The 17983-nt window shown below is 67.8% G+C and carries 17 protein-coding genes; 12 read left to right on the top strand and 5 right to left on the bottom strand.

Annotated elements, in window-relative coordinates; all coding sequences use genetic code 11:
* Window positions 1-34: 34 nt before the first annotated feature.
* The 5 genes from AB0H81_RS15535 to AB0H81_RS15515 all read left to right on the top strand — a co-directional run bounded on the left by AB0H81_RS15535 (window position 35) and on the right by AB0H81_RS15515 (window position 5345).
* Window positions 35-883, top strand: a complete 849-nt coding sequence (locus AB0H81_RS15535; protein WP_358374537.1) for a hypothetical protein — start codon at window positions 35-37, stop codon at window positions 881-883.
* Window positions 884-1359: 476 nt separating this feature from the next.
* The gene (locus AB0H81_RS15530) at window positions 1360-1773 is read left to right on the top strand and encodes a hypothetical protein (RefSeq protein ID WP_358374535.1); all 414 of its coding nucleotides are present in this window, start codon (window positions 1360-1362) and stop codon (window positions 1771-1773) included.
* A gap of 415 nt (window positions 1774-2188) precedes the next feature.
* A complete protein-coding gene (locus AB0H81_RS15525; RefSeq protein ID WP_358374532.1) occupies window positions 2189-3103 on the top strand; it encodes a hypothetical protein in 915 nt (304 codons plus the stop codon).
* 414 nt (window positions 3104-3517) lie between these two features.
* Window positions 3518-4243 carry a hypothetical protein gene (locus AB0H81_RS15520; RefSeq protein ID WP_358374530.1) on the top strand — a complete coding sequence of 242 codons (726 nt, stop codon included), beginning with the start codon at window positions 3518-3520 and terminating at the stop codon, window positions 4241-4243.
* A gap of 250 nt (window positions 4244-4493) precedes the next feature.
* Entirely contained in the window at window positions 4494-5345 is an 852-nt protein-coding gene (locus AB0H81_RS15515) for a hypothetical protein (RefSeq protein WP_358374527.1), read from the top strand.
* A gap of 28 nt (window positions 5346-5373) precedes the next feature.
* Here the strand turns inward: AB0H81_RS15515 and AB0H81_RS15510 are convergent, their stop codons facing one another.
* On the bottom strand, window positions 5374-5913 hold the full coding sequence (locus AB0H81_RS15510) for a DUF1707 domain-containing protein (RefSeq protein WP_358374525.1): 540 nt from the start codon (window positions 5911-5913) through the stop codon (window positions 5374-5376).
* A 4-nt stretch (window positions 5914-5917) separates the two neighbouring features.
* A complete protein-coding gene (locus AB0H81_RS15505; protein WP_358374522.1) occupies window positions 5918-6658 on the bottom strand; it encodes a PadR family transcriptional regulator in 741 nt (246 codons plus the stop codon).
* Between the two features lie 413 nt (window positions 6659-7071).
* Here AB0H81_RS15505 and AB0H81_RS15500 point away from each other — a divergent pair, with 413 nt between their 5' ends.
* Window positions 7072-7800: a metal-dependent hydrolase gene (locus tag AB0H81_RS15500; RefSeq protein ID WP_358374520.1), complete on the top strand. Its 729-nt coding sequence runs from the start codon at window positions 7072-7074 to the stop codon at window positions 7798-7800.
* 439 nt (window positions 7801-8239) lie between these two features.
* Here the strand turns inward: AB0H81_RS15500 and AB0H81_RS15495 are convergent, their stop codons facing one another.
* Both AB0H81_RS15495 and AB0H81_RS15490 read right to left on the bottom strand, forming a co-directional pair.
* On the bottom strand, window positions 8240-9478 hold the full coding sequence (locus AB0H81_RS15495) for a transposase (protein WP_358374518.1): 1239 nt from the start codon (window positions 9476-9478) through the stop codon (window positions 8240-8242).
* Window positions 9479-9542: 64 nt separating this feature from the next.
* The gene (locus AB0H81_RS15490) at window positions 9543-9746 is read right to left on the bottom strand and encodes a hypothetical protein (protein WP_358374516.1); all 204 of its coding nucleotides are present in this window, start codon (window positions 9744-9746) and stop codon (window positions 9543-9545) included.
* A gap of 269 nt (window positions 9747-10015) precedes the next feature.
* On the opposite strand from AB0H81_RS15490, the gene acnA reads away from it, so the two are divergent.
* Window positions 10016-12790, top strand: a complete 2775-nt coding sequence (acnA, locus tag AB0H81_RS15485) for an aconitate hydratase AcnA (RefSeq protein WP_358374593.1) — start codon at window positions 10016-10018, stop codon at window positions 12788-12790.
* Window positions 12791-12847: 57 nt separating this feature from the next.
* On the opposite strand, the gene AB0H81_RS15480 is transcribed toward acnA, so the two are convergent.
* Complete coding sequence (locus tag AB0H81_RS15480) at window positions 12848-13282, bottom strand: hypothetical protein (RefSeq protein WP_358374514.1); 435 nt, start codon at window positions 13280-13282, stop codon at window positions 12848-12850.
* Between the two features lie 164 nt (window positions 13283-13446).
* Here AB0H81_RS15480 and AB0H81_RS15475 point away from each other — a divergent pair, with 164 nt between their 5' ends.
* The 5 genes from AB0H81_RS15475 (at window position 13447) to AB0H81_RS15455 (ending at window position 17950) form a co-directional block, all read left to right on the top strand.
* Entirely contained in the window at window positions 13447-14106 is a 660-nt protein-coding gene (locus AB0H81_RS15475) for a DUF998 domain-containing protein (protein WP_358374512.1), read from the top strand.
* Between the two features lie 42 nt (window positions 14107-14148).
* Window positions 14149-14520: a YciI family protein gene (locus tag AB0H81_RS15470; protein WP_358374510.1), complete on the top strand. Its 372-nt coding sequence runs from the start codon at window positions 14149-14151 to the stop codon at window positions 14518-14520.
* 68 nt (window positions 14521-14588) lie between these two features.
* Window positions 14589-15830 carry a sigma-70 family RNA polymerase sigma factor gene (locus AB0H81_RS15465; RefSeq protein WP_358374507.1) on the top strand — a complete coding sequence of 414 codons (1242 nt, stop codon included), beginning with the start codon at window positions 14589-14591 and terminating at the stop codon, window positions 15828-15830.
* A 114-nt stretch (window positions 15831-15944) separates the two neighbouring features.
* The gene (locus AB0H81_RS15460; RefSeq protein ID WP_358374504.1) at window positions 15945-16634 is read left to right on the top strand and encodes a sulfite exporter TauE/SafE family protein; all 690 of its coding nucleotides are present in this window, start codon (window positions 15945-15947) and stop codon (window positions 16632-16634) included.
* 206 nt (window positions 16635-16840) lie between these two features.
* The gene (locus AB0H81_RS15455) at window positions 16841-17950 is read left to right on the top strand and encodes a substrate-binding domain-containing protein (protein WP_358374501.1); all 1110 of its coding nucleotides are present in this window, start codon (window positions 16841-16843) and stop codon (window positions 17948-17950) included.
* Window positions 17951-17983 lie beyond the last annotated feature (33 nt).

Below are 17983 nucleotides of genomic sequence, written 5' to 3'. Positions count from 1 at the left end.
CGGTCCTCGCCTACCTTTCAGAAGGAGATAAGCCTTGCCGTGGCTCAAGCGCCGTCACAGCCTGGTCCTAGCCATTGCCCTGGTGGCCACAACAGTCCTTGCGCTGGGCGTGGGCTGGATGCGTTCCCCGTTGGCCGGCGTCTCCAGCGAACGAGCCGCCTTCGTCCTGGCCAATGGCCTGGCCGCAACCCATCCCGACTACCGCATACGGATCGACGACGCCTCCGAGGCGCGTAAGAGTCTGCAGAACGTGAGCGTTCCCGTCCTGCTGGAGCCCCGGGCCGCCTACCCCCTACTTCGCGGACAGGAGGCGACGCGACGGGAGAACATAGAGTTTCTAAGGTCCGGAGAGGTGACTCAGCCGCTCCTGAGGCCGTGGAGGCTCACGGGAGCCATTCACGAGCCCGTTTCGAGTCCCTTTTTGCGCGACGATGCTGATTTCCTCAGCTTGAGCGATCCGCAGCACCAGCTCCGGGCGCTGATCGTCGGCTGGCTTTCCGAGCCGATGACCGAAGAGGCGGTGGATCTGTGGCTGCCCAAGGGAATCGACGTCGCCATCTTCACCGAACGGGGAAGTGTTGGCGCACCGGTTTCCTGGGACACGCATTTCTGTCGAGACAGAAACCTTCCCTGCCCGCCGGATGAGCTTCTGGGCGCTTCCGAAGGCTTCCGGCGCTGGGTTGCCGCCCTTCGCGATGAAGATTCTCCGCTTCTCACAAAACTGGGTCTTGACCTGACCGATCTTCGTAACCGCGCAAAGAACGGCATGATGTACGGATTTATCGCGTCCGCGGAGCTGGAAGAAATCAAAAACCTGTCACACAAGGGCCAGGTCCGATCGATCCAGATCATTTCTGCCGGACTGGCCGACGCCCGCGATTGACGCGGCTCGACGTTCAAGCGTTCCCTCACCTTCGTTGCGGTAGGTGTGTAGTACTCCAGCCGCACTTCGGGATCTGCGCTGGTCGAAGTCCCGGACGTGAGAGCCAGGTCGTGAGGTCTGATTCGCAAATAGAGTGGCTCAACGTGGTTCCCCAGTCGGCACCGGCTGGCAACGTGCGCGTGACCGCCTTGGTCAGGCGCACCTGGAAGGAGACTTCTTCGTCCGCCGCGCCTTCGGCCGCTTCGGAGCCGGGCCAGATTGAGGGAATCGAGCCGACTCTCAGCATCCTCGTCCTCGGTTGCGAAGGTCGATGATCCGGACAGCGGGTGCGGAGGCCGGCTGGCGGTTGCAGCATCAGGATCCGCAGTCGAAGCTCCTGGATGCGGGGAGACGGGTAAGGGGTATGCGTCCGAGGGCGCCTTCGAGGGCGCGGCGGAGGCAAGCCTCTGGAATACGAGGTCATCGACAATGCCTCCATGTTCTGCACGATCCGGGAATCGCTGGGGGCCAAGGGCTGGTACTGGGAGACCTCTGTACAGGCCAAGTGGAAGGGAAGCCGAGAAATCTCTACCACGGATCAGGACGAGGTCTGGCAGCTCGATGACGTCGCCACCCTGTCCAGTCTGATCTCGAAGAGTAAGAAGTACGGCATCACAGAGGACTCGACAGGTCAGATCAAGAAGAAGAGCGCGTTCGCCAAGGTCGTCACCGGCCGGAGCAAGGATCCAGAGGCGCCGAACCGATACACGAAGAACACGAAGAACACGACGGTCTTCATGGCGAGCCGTGCATGCTTCATGCATGACAAGTTCGGCGGGAGCCCGGAGATCGGAATCAGCGGCGGCTACGACGCTGGGCCTGTGATCACACATGTAGCACGAAAAGAGTAAAGACTGTAAGGGGACGGATGTCGGCAGGGGGATCGACCTCTAGGACAAGGAAATATTCATCAGCAGCGTGCCGCCGGTAAGAGCGCAATGCATCGAGAGCGGCGCGTCCATCTGCATGGTCACGGTACTCAAACGACATGACAGTCGACTTCACCTGGACAAAGAATGACGGCAGAGGAACCAAGGACTCTGCCCGTTGTCACTACGACACGTGGAGCCAGACATATTCTTCAGAATAAGTCGCGAGATAGATACCGATCTCTTCGGCAGGACCACGGAATGGGCGAGGCCGCTGGAGTGCAGGCTCGTCTCCACTGGGAAGAACAGATTCCCGAACCAGAAGCTTAAGCTCGAGCTACGGCTTCCAGGACCCCGGCGTTTCTCCCATAGCGCATGACGTCTGAGGAGCTTACAAGTGCCCGAACGAGGACCTCGGCGCAAACTGGCGATACTGTTCACGCTGACCCTTGTGGCTGCCTGCCTCTCTTGGATTCTATGGCCGGGGCCATGGAGGTGTGACAGCGACTTCGACCACACCAAGTTCGCGGTGATCGGATCGGTTAAGGTGACGAATCCTGCTTACAATATTCACGAAGTAGGGGATTACTCGCCCGGTGCCTGCCGTGCCGGCTTGAGTCTGGTGGATAAGAGCAGAAAGATGAGCTTCTCTCTCCAGCCTCTTGGATATGACGCGCGAAAGGCATGGCTCTACAAGAATGGGAGTGTGGAACTGGAGCTGGACGGCTCCCTGATCGGCCCCACGGTAGAGGAGACGTACCTTTCAAGCATCATCTCCAACCCTCTCACCTTTCATGAGACTCCGATCAAGACAGTGCAGAGACTGCTGAAGGAGCATCCTGATGCCCATTATGGGCTGGTGGTCGGCTTCAAAGAAGGCATTCCTTGGGACGCTTACGGAGAGCTGGTCGAAAGCAATGCCAACGATGGCCGGCTGGCCGCTGCGGATGTGGTGTTTTTCAGCCCTTTCGGGACCGAGTCGAATGCGGGAAATTTCCTGCGACACAACGTCAAGCCCATTGGATGGGATTGGAGCGATGAAGTCAGAGAACTGATGGGGGCGGGCGGTGAGATCGAAGGTGACCAGCTCGAAGAGTTCCGTTATTGGGTGTCCCGACTCGAGCCGGACGATGATCACCTGCTTCGCAAATTCCGACTCGGTCTCTCTGAGCTGAAACGGTGGTCACAGCAAGGATTTGTTTACGGCTACATCTCCGAAGCGCCAGGTAAGGTCCATGTGAAGATGCTTGACAGCCGCCATGTCGACTGGGCTCGCATCGTCAACCGTGATTTGCCGACCAAAATCAACTAAAGCGAACCGAGCGATATTCGCGCGTCGATACCGCCGGACGGGCCGATTCCGTACCTGGCCATCGGATGCGCCTTCGCGCTCCTGGCAGCGGGCCTTCTCGTCAGGCCCGGTGACGAGCTCAGCGACGAGAGGGCCGATCTCGTCCTCAAGAACGCCCTGGCCGTCGCCAATCCCGACTACGAGATCGCCTTCGACCGGGAGAGTGGGACGTGGAGGAAGACCGATCAGGGCGAGAGCTGTCCATGGCCTTCTCGGAGCAGGGGAGCGGGTCGGCATCATCTGCAATTGGGCGGTGCCCAACGGGACACAGGTCGGCCAGCTGACGAAGAACTGCGTCAGAAGCCTCTGACACACGCGACCCGGGACGGGGCAGCAGACCTGCGCCCCGCTCCGGGCCCATCACGGAAGGGCGTTGTGCTGAAAGTGCGCGGAACAGCGATAGCGGCGGGATTGTGCTGGGTGCTGCTGGCGGCGTGCGGTGGCGCGGACTCGATTCCCCGGTACACGGACATCGACCACTTCGGACATGTCGTGGCCAACGCCTTCCGCGCGTCCCACCCCGAGTACGTCGTGAACTCCGGAGACTATGCCTTCGGGCGGCGGCCGGACGAGATGGCCGTCGATCTGCACGCCTCGCCCAATGGGGAGTCGAGCGGCGCCGTCGCGGCGTTCGGCATCCGCCAGGACCGGGACTCGGGAGGTTTCTCCTACACCCTCGGCGGCGACCACAAGCCCGTCCCGCTGGAAGAGGCCGCCCGGCGGCTCGACACGCCAGAATCCCGCGATCTGTCGGCTGCGCTGCGTCGCGTCGGGCAAGGCGGCGGGCCGGCGAAACAGGATGTCGACGCCGCGTTACGGCGAGTGGGCCGCACCAAGGAGGTCACCGCAGTCGTGGAGTTGACGCGGCCTTTGACGGTGGACGAAATCCGTGGCCGTAGGCATCTGCCCGTGACCAACGGAGTGTTCTCCCCTGCTCTGGGGGGACGCCGGTTTACTGGGACAGCCGGGTCGGCTTGTTCTGCCACGCCTGCGGGGGCGACGGCGACGCCGTCACGCAAGATTTCCGCCATTGGGTCGACTCGCTCCTGCCGTCCGACGAACCGGTGCTTCAGCACTTCGGGCTGGGCCTTGCCCGGTTGAAGGACATAGCACGGGCTGGAAAAGTCCATGCCTACATCCAGCATGCGGAGAATCCCGTGCTTCTTCGCGAGCTCCTGCAGCAGGACTATGTCAGCACCATGTACCTCGTGAGGATCGCCAACCATTGCGCCGACGACGAACCCGATGAGTGCTCATGGGGCGGCGACGGGCGATTGTACGGTTGACGGGCGGAGTGCGTCGCTCGCTCATTCATCCATGAGGAGCGCATTCGGACGGCTGGGGACGGTTCATGCGCAAGGTCCATGCCAGGTGGACGTACCTGGCCGCCGGGTGCGCCTTCGTGGCCCTTTTGGTCGTTCTCCTCGTCAGGGTCTCGTTGTCCGGTGACGAGCTGAGCGACGAGAGGGCCCATCTCGTCCTCAGGAACGCCCTGGCCGTCGCCAATCCCGACTACGAGATCGCCTTCGACTGGGCGCGTGGATCGTGGAAAAGGACCGAGCGGGGGCGGGAGCTCTCCATGGCCTTCTCGGAGCAGGGGAGCGGGCCGGAGGCGCACACCACATGGACGGACGCGCTCGTCCTGAGTCACTCCGGCGATGTGCGCCTGCCGGTGATCCCCCGTTCACGAATGGCCGCCGCACTCGAAGAGTTCGGCGCCCCTGCGCGAGCCGGCGGCGCCGGCGAGTCCTCCGCCCTGCTGAAGGAGCTGCCCGACGGTCTTCAGGTGGAGGGTGTCGTGGAGCTTCGGGCACCGCTCGACCTCATGGCCTTGCGAGGACTCTGGACCACGAACATTGACGTGTTCCTGCTGTCCGGCGCACGCCCGCAGGGCAAGCCGCTCTCGTGGGACACCGGCGCCGTCTACTGCGGGTCGCGCGGTTTCGACACCTGCGCGGCTGGGACGACCGGCAGAGTCCCGGCCACCGAGCAGTTCCGCCGCTGGGTCTCCCTCCTCCGCGAGGACGACCGGCCCTATCTGGAGCGCGTCGGTCTGGAGCTGTCCGAGCTCCGTGCCGCGGCCGACGAGGCGAAGGTCCACGGGTGGGCCATGACCGCTTCCCCCGGCACCTTCCGGGCGCTCGCCCGTGACCCGCGGGTGCGGCGGGTCAGCGTCGTCTCCGTCACTCCCGAGGACGGCTGACCGGGCTGCCGATCGCCCGGCCGGCCGGTCAGCGGCGGTGGGAGTTGCGGCGGATGAAGCCGAACACCATGCCCACGATCCACAGCACGAACAGCACCTTCAGCACGCCCCACCCGCCGAAGATCGCCCCCAGGACGAGGAACACGCCCAGGATCGGCAGGAACGGCGGCGGGCCGTGGTGGCGGCGGCCTCCGCGGCGCATGTCGCGGTAGGCGCGGCGCGTCTCGCGGTGGGCGTCGTGGGTGTGCTCCATCTGCTGCCGGTGGGCGCGCATCGCGGCCTTCCAGTCGTCCATGCCGGGCGGGCCGGGCATGGACGGGCCGGGGTGGACGGCGGGGGAGCCGGGCAGGTCGGCCGTGATCTCCGCGAGGTCGCGGGAGGTCTTGGCGGCCAGCGTCCGGTCCAGGCGCTCGTCGAGTTCCTGGTGGTCGAGCCGGCCCTGCGCGAAGTGCTCGCGCAGGGCCTCCATCGTCCGCTCGCGTTCGGCGTCGCCGATGCGGAGATCCTTGGGGTCCATGGTGGGGGCCTCCCTCTCTCCGAGCCGGCTGTCCGTTGCGAAGCCGGTCATGCGGTCACTCCTCGCCCGGGTCGCCGTCGGCCAGGATCTGGTAGAGCTTGCGCCGGGTCTCAACAAGAGTCTTACGCGCTTCGCGGATCTGTGCGTCGCTTCCGGTCTGGAGAACTTGAACCATGGCGAACGCGGACTGGCGCGCGATGTCCCACAAGTCGGCGGCGTTGTCGTCGATGTCGGGACGCATCTCGTCCCACGGGGCGCGGATCTCGTCGCTGTGGGACTCGATGTACGCGCGGCCGGAGTCGGTGAGGCGGAAGGTCTTGCGGCCCTCGTTCTCCTCGGCCACGACCAGGCCCTCGTCGGTGAGCTGCTGGAGCGCCGGGTACACGGCGCCGGGGCTGGGCTTCCAGCCGCCCTCGCTGCGTTCGGCGATCTCCTGGATGATCTGGTAGCCGTTGCGCGGCTCCTCGGAGAGCAGCGCCAGGATCGCGGCGCGCACGTCGCCGCGCTTGGCCTTGCGGCCCCGGCCGCCCCAGCCGCGGTGGCCGAACGGGCCGCCGGGACCGAACGGGCCGCCCGGCCCCCAGGGGCCCCGGCCGAACTCGGGCGGGAACGGGCCGCCGCGCCGGCCTCGGTGCCTCTCCTCGTGCGGGCCGTGGTGATGGCGGCGGCGGCCCGACTCCTCCCACGCTCCTGCCGCGGCCCTCAGGGCCTGGACGGCTTCGCGGGCGGCTCGCTTGAACTCGCGCGCGTCGGGCCACTGCCCACCTGCTGCGGAGCTCGCATGTGACGTTGTCATGATATTTCCTCCTTGAGATACCTCGCGACTGTTCGCGATGCTTCAACGATATATCGGAAGAATGTCGTTCGCAACGCTGCGTCAGAGTGAGGCAGATCACGAAAAAGTCGCGAAATCCGGGAACAGGATCCGGAACGCCGTCGTTGTTCAGTGCGGACGAGGTCGTTCCGCGTCGGCAGGGCTGGGGGGTGCTGTCGCCGTGGAAACGGCCTCGTCTGCATGTCCGGACCTTGTGGCGGCGGCCGTCTGCCCGGCCCATGCCCTCACCACCGGCTCCGCGCCCCGGCCGCGTTCCCACCCGAAGAAGCCGCGTTCCCGTCCAAAGAAGGGGCGTTCCCGTCCAAAGAAGGGGTCACGGGAACGTTCCCCGGCGGCATGCTCACCTGTCCCCGCTTTGCCGTACAGTCCGGATCATGATGGGGCACACGCACGCGATGACCGGGGCCATCGCCTGGCTGGGACTCGCGCCGACACTCGCGGCGCTGCCGATGGTGACGGATTCGAGCCGGTTCATCGAGACCGGCATCATGGCCAACGCGCTGAACCCGGCCGAGTTCATCGCCGGGGCGATCATCTGCGCGGGCGCCGCCATGCTCCCCGACCTCGACCACCCCAGCGCGACGATCGCCCAGACCTTCGGCCCCGTCACCTGGGTGCTGAGCAAGGCGGTCTGCTGGGTGAGCGGCGGGCACCGCGGCGCCACCCACTCCCTCGTATTCGCGGTCGCGCTCGGGCTGGGCGCCCACTGGCTGGCGAACGCCTACCCGATCGGGCGCGACATCATGGTGGTCCTGCTCATCGGGCTCGCCTTACGCGCGATCGGCATCGGCATCCCCGGCAACAAGATGGGCTCGGCGCTCATCAACGTCGGGCTCACCGCCGGCCTGTACGCCGTCTTCCTCTCCCAGGGGGTGGGGTACGCCTGGCTCGGCATGGCCGTGGCCCTCGGCTGCCTGATCCACGTGCTCGGCGACTGCATGACCGAGCGCGGCTGCCCGGTGCTCTGGCCGATGTCGGTGAAGTTCGTCCTGCCGTGGAAGATCGGCATCAAGACCGGCAAGAAGTTCGAGCAGAAGATCCTCGCCCCCGTGCTGTCCATCGCCATCATCGGCCTGCTCTTCGTCCGCCTCGCGCCCGTGTGATCCGTCCCCTGCGGACACAGCGCACGGGCGGCCACGGGACGGTCGTCCCACGGCCGCCCGACGCTCATCTCGGCTCGTACTGCCATGCGCTCATCTCAGCGCGTAGGCGCGGTCGATCGTCTGGGTGGTCGAGCCGCCCGCCGTATCTGATTCATCTCGCCGTTGCCGGCGAACCTCAAGCTCGACTCGGCAACGGCGAGGTCGAGCTTGAAGGAGTAATACCGTACGGGTTGAACGGGTCTTCCGGGCTGTTCGCCTCAAGCCCGTAGACGAGGGGCTCGGCTTGGTAGACGGGGAAAACTCCTTGGTGCCGTACGCGTGACCAGCGAGATCTCGAGCCGGTGCGTGGCGGGACCGGTGTAGTAGGTCAGCTTCTCGGCCCTGAACGACCGGGCTTGCAGTTCCTCGCCGTCGATGGCGTCGACGGGCGGGGTCCGCGTCAGGCAGCGTGACTCACTGCCCAGCCCGCCGCGCCGCGTGAGGCGATGTTGCGGGCCGCGTTGACGTCGGCGTGCTCAGCGAAGCCGCACGACGTGCAGGTGAAGGTTTCCTGGTTGGGCCGGTTGTTTCTGTCTACGTGCCCGCAGTGCGAGCATTGCTGGGAGGTGTAGGCCGGGTCCACGTGGATGACGGCGACTCCAGCCCTGGCCGCCTTGTAGCCGATGAAGGCTCCCAGCTGGCGAAAACTCCACACGTGCAGGGTGACCCGCTGGGGTTTGCGAAGCCGTACCCGGTCGCGGATGCCCTGGAGGTCTTCCAGGGCGATGCCGCGCCCGGTGCGTTCTGCCTCGGTCACGATCTGCTTGGCGATGCGGTGGTTGACGTCCGCTGCGAAGCGGGCCTCCTTGCGACGGCGTCGTTTCAGCAGTCGCTTGGCCGACTTGGTGGCCTTGGCCTGCAGACGGCGGCGCAGCTCACGGTTGCGGTGGCGGACCGCGTTCAGGGCCTTGCCGCTGTGCCGGACCCCGGTGCTGGTGGTAGCGATGTTGGCGATCCCGAGATCCACTCCGCAGAAGCCGTCCGGCGCGTTGATCGGGACGTCCGGCACCTCGACGGTGGCGTGCAGGAACCACACGCCCTCACGCCACACCAGGTCGGACTCACCTTTGCGGTGCTTGGCCAGCAGCGCCAGCTGGTCGGCGGAGCCGGTGAAGGCGATGCCGCGCAGCCGTCCGTGAGTCGTCCAGATCGACACCGTCCGGTCCCCGTGCTGCCAGGACAGACACCGGTCATCGTACGGCTGGGCGGCCTGGGGGCGAAAGGAGATCGGTTTGCTCTCGACCTTGACTCGCCGCGCGGACCCGGGCTTGCCCAGGTTTCCGGCGGCCAGGCCGGCGTGCAGGGTGCGGTAGGCGTCGCACACCTTCTTGATCACGTGCTGGGCGGCCTGCGCGGCCATCCCGAAGACTGCTTTGACCTGCTCGTAGGTGTGCTTACGCAGGTCGAAGTTACGAAAACACCGCTGCTGGAAGGCGATGCGCGAAACAAGGTCGGCCGCCTTGTTCGCGCGCGCAGGGTGGCCTCCAGCGCCGCCGCTTGCTCCGGCGTCGGCAGGAGCTTCACCTGCACCACCAGCCTCATAACCGAACACGCTATCGGCTGGCGAATGCCGCTGAGGTGAGAAGAGAACCCCGGCAAGCAGCGAGGTCGCAGTGTGGTCGACAGGCTGCACGCCCATGTGGTCTTCACCTCCACGTATCGGCGGGTGTTCACCGACGGGATCCAGCTCCGCTACCAGGACATCATGATCGAGACGAGCGCAGCTTCGGCGCGTCGCTGGAGGAGTTCGGCGGCGAGCACGAGGTCGTGAACACCTGCTGGGCGACCGCGCGGGCCACGTTGGCCCGGCCGCCTCTCTGCTCGAACGAGTTGTGGCCGTTGTTGCGCTGGGCCCCAGAGCAGCGCGGCACGCAGTTCGGCGGCGTACCGGCCGGGTGGGAGATCAAGTCATCGGCCGTCCGGCCTGTCCTGTTTCCGCCACTCAGTTCGGCGGTGCTTGGGGTGGGTGCCGTTTAACTTGATGTCGAGATACTTTTCGGGATATCTTGATGTCGAGACACCGCTGCACCCGCCGGTTAGGGTCACCTAACGTGCTGATCAGTCCCGGGGTGCGGCAGGATTCAACTGGGAGCGAATCCGGCATAGCGCGCGGAATTCCGCGGGCAGGCAGCCGTGAGCGTCCCCACGATCACGCAACGGTCTATGGAGGAGGCGAATCACCGTGTCCGCGAACAGCTTCGGCAGCCGTGACACGCTACGCGTCGGCGACGCGTCGTACGAGATTTTCCGGCTGGACGCCGTCGAGGGCGCTGCCCGCCTCCCGTACAGCCTGAAGATCCTGCTGGAGAACCTCCTCCGCACCGAGGACGGCGCGAACATCACCGCCGACCACATCCGGGCGCTCGGAGAGTGGGACCCGAACGCGGCCCCCAGCGTGGAGATCCAGTTCACCCCCGGCCGCGTCATCATGCAGGACTTCACCGGCGTCCCCTGCGTCGTCGACCTGGCCACCATGCGCGAGGCCGTCCGCGACCTCGGCGGCGACCCGTCCCGCATCAACCCGCTGGCCCCCGCCGAGATGGTCATCGACCACTCGGTCATCGTCGACTACTTCGGCCACCCCGACGCCTTCCAGCGCAACGTCGAGCGCGAGTACGAGCGCAACCGCGAGCGCTACCAGTTCCTGCGCTGGGGCCAGACCGCCTTCGACGAGTTCAAGGTCGTCCCGCCCGGCACCGGCATCGTCCACCAGGTCAACATCGAGCACCTGGCGCGCGTGGTCATGACCCGCGACGGCAAGGCCTACCCCGACACCTGCGTCGGCACCGACTCCCACACCACGATGGAGAACGGCATCGGCGTCCTCGGCTGGGGCGTCGGCGGCATCGAGGCCGAGGCCGCGATGCTCGGCCAGCCGATCTCCATGCTGATCCCGCGCGTGGTCGGCTTCAAGCTGAGCGGCAAGCTCCCGGCCGGCGCCACCGCCACCGACCTGGTGCTCACCATCACCGAGATGCTGCGCAAGCACGGCGTGGTCGGCAAGTTCGTCGAGTTCTACGGCGAGGGCGTCACCTCCGTGCCGCTGGCCGACCGGGCCACGATCGGCAACATGAGCCCCGAGTTCGGCTCCACCTGCGCGATCTTCCCCATCGACGGCCAGACCGTCGACTACCTGCGCCTCACCGGCCGCTCCGAGGAGCAGATCGCGCTCGTCGAGGCGTACGCCAAGGCCCAGGGACTGTGGCTCGACCCGTCCGCGCCCGAGCCGGTCTTCTCCGAGTACCTGGAGCTCGACCTCGGCACGGTCGTCCCGTCCATCGCCGGCCCGAAGCGCCCGCAGGACCGCATCGTGCTGTCCGACGCGAAGAGGGCCTGGCGCGCGGCCGTCAAGGACTACGCGCCCAGCGTGCAGGGCCCCGCCGACGAGGCGTCCGACGAGTCGTTCCCGGCCTCCGACGCGCCGGCGATCAGCCACGACGGCGACGGCGACCAGCCGCACGCCGCCGCGCTGAACGGCGAGCGCCCGCACAAGAAGGTGCCGGTCACCCTGGCCGACGGCACGTCGTTCGAGATCGACCACGGCATCGTCGCCATCGCCGCGATCACCTCCTGCACCAACACCTCCAACCCGTACGTCATGCTGGGCGCGGCCCTGCTGGCCCGCAACGCGGTGGAGAAGGGCCTGACCCGCAAGCCGTGGGTCAAGACCTCCCTCGCGCCCGGCTCGCAGGTCGTCACCGGCTACTTCGAGCGCTCCGGCCTCCAGCCGTACCTCGACAAGATCGGCTTCAACCTCGTCGGCTACGGCTGCACCACCTGCATCGGCAACTCGGGCCCGCTGCCCGAGGAGATCTCCGAGGCGATCCAGGCCAACGACCTCGCGGTCACCGCGGTGCTGTCCGGCAACCGCAACTTCGAGGGCCGCATCAACCCCGACGTCAAGATGAACTACCTGGCCTCGCCGCCGCTCGTCGTGGCGTACGCGCTGGCCGGCACCATGGACATCGACCTCGACAACGAGCCGCTCGGCACGGGCGCCGACGGGCAGCCGGTGTTCCTGCGCGACATCTGGCCGTCGCCGGAGGAGATCTCGGCCGTGGTCAACTCCTCCATCGGCCGTGACATGTTCGAGCGCGACTACGCCGACGTGTTCAAGGGCGACGACCACTGGCGTTCGCTGCCGATCCCGACGGGCGACACGTTCGAGTGGGACCCGGACTCCACCTACGTCCGCAAGGCCCCGTACTTCGAGGGCATGCCGGAGAAGCCGGAGGCCGTCACCGACATCGCCGGCGCCCGGGTGCTGGTCAAGGTGGGCGACTCGGTCACGACCGACCACATCTCGCCGGCCGGCTCCATCAAGACCGGCACGCCGGCCGCGCAGTACCTCCAGGCCCACGGGGTCGAGGTCAAGGACTTCAACTCGTACGGCTCGCGGCGCGGCAACCACGAGGTGATGATCCGCGGCACGTTCGCCAACATCCGCCTGCGCAACCAGATCGCGCCGGGCACCGAGGGCGGCTACACCCGCGACTTCACCCAGGCCGACGGCCCGGTGTCGTTCATCTACGACGCCTCCGTCAACTACGCCGCCGCCGGCACGCCGCTCGTGGTGCTGGCCGGCAAGGAGTACGGCTCGGGTTCCTCGCGGGACTGGGCGGCCAAGGGCACGGCGCTGCTCGGCGTCCGCGCCGTGATCGCCGAGTCGTACGAGCGCATCCACCGCTCCAACCTCATCGGCATGGGCGTGCTGCCGCTGCAGTTCCCCGAGGGGGCCACGGCGGAGTCGCTCGGGCTGACGGGCGAGGAGACGTTCGACATCACCGGGGTGGAGGAGCTCAACAAGGGCGGCATCCCGCGCACCGTGCACGTCAAGGCCGGTGACGTGGAGTTCGACGCGGTCGTCCGCATCGACACGCCGGGCGAGGCCGACTACTACCGGCACGGCGGCATCATGCAGTACGTGCTGCGTTCGCTGCTCGCCAGGTAACACAGGTCGAGGACGCCGTCCCCGCGATCCGGGGGCGGCGTCCGCGCGTGTCCGATGTCAGATTCGGGTCATGGTGGATGCGTATCCGCCTCCGCCGGGGTAGACCCACTGGCCGGTGACGGTCGCGCCGTCGGCGCTGAACGTGCCCTCGTAGTAGGCGGGGCCGCCCTTCGCGCCACCCCAGATGGTCAGCTTGTCGCCGGTCAGCTCGTACACGTAGTCGAGCGTGTTGCCGGTCGAGTCGTAGAAGCGCGACATCACATCCGCCCCGGCGGGCTCGCCGAACGGGCGCAGGTTGCCGATCACTTCCAGGCCGGTGACAGGCCGGCCGAACTGGGTGAGTTCGACGTGCTGGAGCAGGAAGAAGCCGCCGGGCATCCACTCGTACCGCACGGTCCCCTCGGCGCCGCCGGTGACCGCCCAGGTGCCGACCAGACGGTCCAGGGCCTTCAGGTCTTCGCTCGGCCGGCAGGTCTCCGTCATCTCGGACATCTCATCCTCCTTGTGCGTCCTGGTGAGTGCTCGCCGGTACCTCGGAGCCCGCCGGCGAGCCTCGACATCAGCCGTATGTGATCCAGATCACATCGCGATCGTGTCGAGGGCTCAGGTCCGGCCCCGAGGTAGCGGCAGGAGCCCCACCCGTCAAGGAGGAAGTCATGGCCACCACCGCAGCCGGCACCCCGGCCACCGCCGCCGTTCCCGCCCCGCACCGCCCAGCCGGCCGCCTGCTGCTCGCCGGAGCCCTGGCCGGGCCGGTGTTCTTCGCCTCGGCGACCGTCCAGATGCTCACCCGCGAGGGCTTCGACATCACCCGCCATCCGATCAGCCAGCTCTCCACCGGCGACCTCGGCTGGATTCAGATCGCCGCGTTCGTGCTCGCCGGCCTGGGCGGCCTGGCATTGGCCGGCGGCATCAGGCGCACCGTCACCGAGGGGGTCGGCCGGCGGGCGCTGCCCGTCCTCGTCGGGATCTTCGGAGCCGGGATGATCGCGGCCGGCGTGTTCACCATGGATCCGGAGAACGGCTTTCCCGCCGGAACTCCCGACGGGCCGGCGGCGCGGATGTCCTGGCACGGCATCACGCACTCGGCCGCGGCCGCCGTCTCCTTCACCGCGCTGGCCATCGCCGCCGTCGTGCTGGCCGTCCGATGCGCCCGCCGCCGGGCCGTGCCGGTGGCCGTCGGCAGCGGCGCCGCCGCGCTCGTCCTGCTGCTGCCCATGTCGCCGGAGCACATGAGCATCCAGATCGCCCTCAACGGCCTGGTCGCCTTCACCTGGACGACCGTCCTGGCCCTGTCCCTGCGCCGCTCCGCCTGACCTCGCGTACGCTTCCCCGCACGTTCGACCAGAGGATGCCCTGTGAAGTACCTGCTGCTCAGCTACACCCCGGCCGCCGCCTGGGACGCCGCGACCGCTGACACCCCTTCCGAGGAGGCGCTGGCCGCGTTCGCCGCCTACCAGAAGTTCGAGCGGGAACTGATCGAGACAGGCGAGTTCGTCGGCAGCGAGGGTCTCGGACACCCGGCGGTCAGCACCACCGTCCGCAAGACCGCTGATGGCGTTGTGGCGACCGACGGGCCGTTCGCCGAGCTGAAGGAGGTTCTGGCCAGCTTCGCCGTGATCGACGTGGCGAGTCAGGAACGCGCCGTGGAGATCGTCTTGCGGATCGTCGAGGTGCTGGGTGAGCCGATCGAGATCCGGCCGATCATGGGCGAGGACTTCACCGCGTGACCGACCAGGCCGGGCGGTGCCCGGAGCGAGCGCGTGACCGGCAGCACAGTGGGAGAGACACAGTCAGTATGAACGCCGACATCGAGCATCTTCTGCGCGTCGAGGCGCCGCAGGTGCTGGGCGCGCTGGTGCGGCGCTTCGGCCGCTTCGAGGTCGCCGAGGACGCGGTGCAGGAGGCGCTGCTCGCCGCGAGCCGGGCCTGGCCGGCCGACGGCGTGCCGGAGAACCCGCGCAGCTGGCTGATCCGCGTCGGCTACCGGCGGATGGTCGACCTGCTCCGCGCCGATCAGGCCCGGCGTCGGCGCGAGCAGGAGGCCGGCGTCGCCGAGCTGGCCATGCAAGAACCGGCCCGCCGGCCGGGCCCCGCACAGGAGACCGACGACAGTCTCGCCCTGCTGCTGCTCTGCTGCCACCCCGCGCTGAGCGCCACCTCTCAGGTGACGCTCACGCTGCGGGCGGTGGGCGGCCTGACGACCGCCGAGATCGCGCACGCCTACGGGACGCCCGAGAACACCATGGGCACCCGGATCAGCCGTGCCAAGCAGCAACTGGCCCGCGCCGGCGCCCGCTTCACCCCGCCGACCGACACCGACCGCGACAGCCGGATGGCCGCCGTGATGCGGGTGCTCTACCTGATCTTCAACGAGGGCTACACCGCCTCCACCGGTGACCAGCTCGCCCGCGTCGATCTGACCGGCGAGGCCATCCGGCTGACCCGCATGCTCCACGAGTCGCTGCCCGGCGACGCCGAAGTCACCGGCCTGCTCGCGCTGATGCTGCTCACCGAGGCACGCCGTCCCGCCCGCACCGGCGGCCACGACGAGCTGGTGCCCCTGGACGAGCAGGACCGGGCGCTATGGAACTCCGACCTCATCCGCGAGGGCACCGAGCTGATCGACAGCGTCTGGAGCCGCCGCGAGGTCGGCCTCTACCAGCTGCAGGCGGCGATCGCGGCCGTGCACGCCGCGGCCGCCTCGCCGCGGCAGACCGACTGGCCCCAGATCGCGGCGCTCTACCTGTGGCTCGAACGGCTCAACCCCACCCCACCGGTACGGCTGAGCCGGGTGGTGGCGGTGACCAAGGCGTACGGGCCGACACGAGGGCTGGCCCTGCTCGACGATCTCAACCGCCGCTTCCAACTCGACCAGGACCCACTGATCCGGCAACGCGAACGCGCGGTGCGGGCGCATTTGCTGCAGATGACCGGTGACGCGGACGGCGCGGCAAGACTGTACCGCGAGGCGGCTTCCCTGACCGGCAACCAGGTCGAACAACGTTATCTGCTCGACCAGGCAGACCGCCTCGGCTGAGGACGCGGGCGCGGGGGGCGAAGGCAATGCCCCTTCCCGTGGAGGGCCTCCGGAGGCGATGGTGATTGACTCGTTCGCGTGACTTCTACGGCGTTAGTCCTCCTTGTCGGCTCCGTGGCGGTTTTCGTGGGCGCGATCGTCCAGGGGAGCGTGGGCTTCGGCCTCGGGCTGGTCGCCGCGCCCGTCCTCGCCCTGGTGGACCCCGGCGTGATGCCCGGCGCGATGCAGGTGGCGAACATGACGTTGCCGCTGCTGACCCTGGCCGCCGAGTGGCGCAGGGTGGACTGGCGCGGGCTCGGGTTCGCGGTCCTCGGCAGGCTGCCCGGCAGCGCCGTCGGCGCGGTGATCGTGGTCCACGTGTCGGTCCACGCGCTGGGGGTCCTGGTGGGCGTCATGGTGCTGGTGGCGGTGGTCCTCACGGCGAGCGCCCTGACCGTCCCCCGCAACGGCGCGACGATCGCCGGGGCCGGGTTCGTCTCGGGGGTCACGGGCACCGCCACCGGCATCGGCGGCCCGCCGATCGCCCTGGTCTACCAGCACGCCAAGGGGCCGCAGATCCGCGCGACCCTGGCCATGTTCTTCTTCCTGAGCGCCGCCCAGTCGCTGGTCATCCTGGCGGCGGTGGACCGGCTGCCGGCCCGGGCCCTGGTGACGGGCGGCGTGCTGCTGGTGCCGATGGCGCTCGGATTCGCGGTGTCGGGGCCGCTGCGGCGCCACCTCGACGGCGGCAAGGTCCGGACCGCGGTCCTGGCGGTGGCGGCCACGTCGGCGGTGGTGCTGATCGCCCAGAGCCTGGCCTTCTGATCCGCCGACCGGGAAAGCGCTTGCTCGGCACCGCAGGCCGGACCGCCGGGGGACGACGGGGCCGGGCCGTGTCGCGTGAGCGTTTCTGGATTGTTACCGGGAACAACAAACTGCCCCTCCGATGGGTCTTCCAAAGCGGCTGACGGCGGAATACGTTGCCGCAAACAACATTCATCCGGGCCCCTCCGGAAGAAAGGACCCTGCACATGCGCAAGGGGATCCTCAGCCTGACCGCCGCGGCCGCCGCGCTCGCCCTCGGTCTCACCGCTTGCGGGGGCGACGGCGGTCAGAGCACGACCGGCGCCTCGGCACCGAGTTCGCAGAAGGCCGCCGGCAAGGTCGGCGTCATCCTGCCCGACAGCAAGTCCTCGGCCCGCTGGGAGACAGCGGACCGCAAGTATCTGGAGGAGGCGTTCAAGGCCGCCGGGGTGCAGTACGACATCCAGAACGCCCAGAACGACAAGACCGCCTTCCAGACCATCGCCGACCAGATGATGACCAACGGCGCGACCGTGCTGATGATCGTCAACCTGGACAGCGGCACCGGCAAGACCGTGATCGACAAGGCCCGCTCGCAGGGCGTGGTCACCATCGACTACGACCGGCTCACCCTGGGCGGCGGCGCCGCCTACTACGTCAGCTTCGACAACACCAAGGTCGGCCAGCTTCAGGGCGAGGGCCTGGCCAAGTGCCTGACCGAGAAGAAGGCCGACAAGCCGATCGTGGCCTACCTCAACGGCTCGCCGACCGACAACAACGCCACCCTGTTCAAGGCCGGCTACGACGGCGTGCTCAAGCCCAAGTTCGACTCCGGCGAGTACGTCAAGGGCCCCGAGCAGTCCGTGCCCGACTGGGACAACACCCAGGCCGGGACGCTCTTCGAGCAGATGCTCACCACGCAGCCCAAGATCGCCGGTGTGCTCGCCGCCAACGACGGCCTCGGCAACGCCGCCATCACCGTGCTGAAGAAGAACAAGCTCAACGGCAAGGTGCCGGTCACCGGCCAGGACGCCACCGTCCAGGGCCTGCAGAACATCCTCGCGGGAGACCAGTGCATGACCGTCTACAAGGCGGTCAAGAAGGAGGCCGACGCCGCCGCCAAGCTCGCCGTCGCGCTGGCCAAGGGCGAGAAGCCCTCGGCGAGCGGCAGTGTCAAGGACCCCGAGTCCGGCAAGGACGTGCCGTCCGAGCTGATGGACCCGGTGTCCATCACGTTCGACTCCGTGAAGGACGTGGTCGCCGACGGCTACGTCACCAAGGAGGAGCTGTGCACGGGCGACTTCGCCGCCAAGTGCACCGAGGCAGGAATCCAGTAACGAAGCTCAGCCGGGGCGCGGACGGGCCATGCC

The organism is Nonomuraea sp. NPDC050691 (genome assembly GCF_040654455.1).
Taxonomy (GTDB): Bacteria; Actinomycetota; Actinomycetes; order Streptosporangiales; family Streptosporangiaceae; genus Nonomuraea.
Note: the sequence above shows the minus strand (reverse complement) of the source record. Positions and strands in the feature narration are given on the sequence as shown.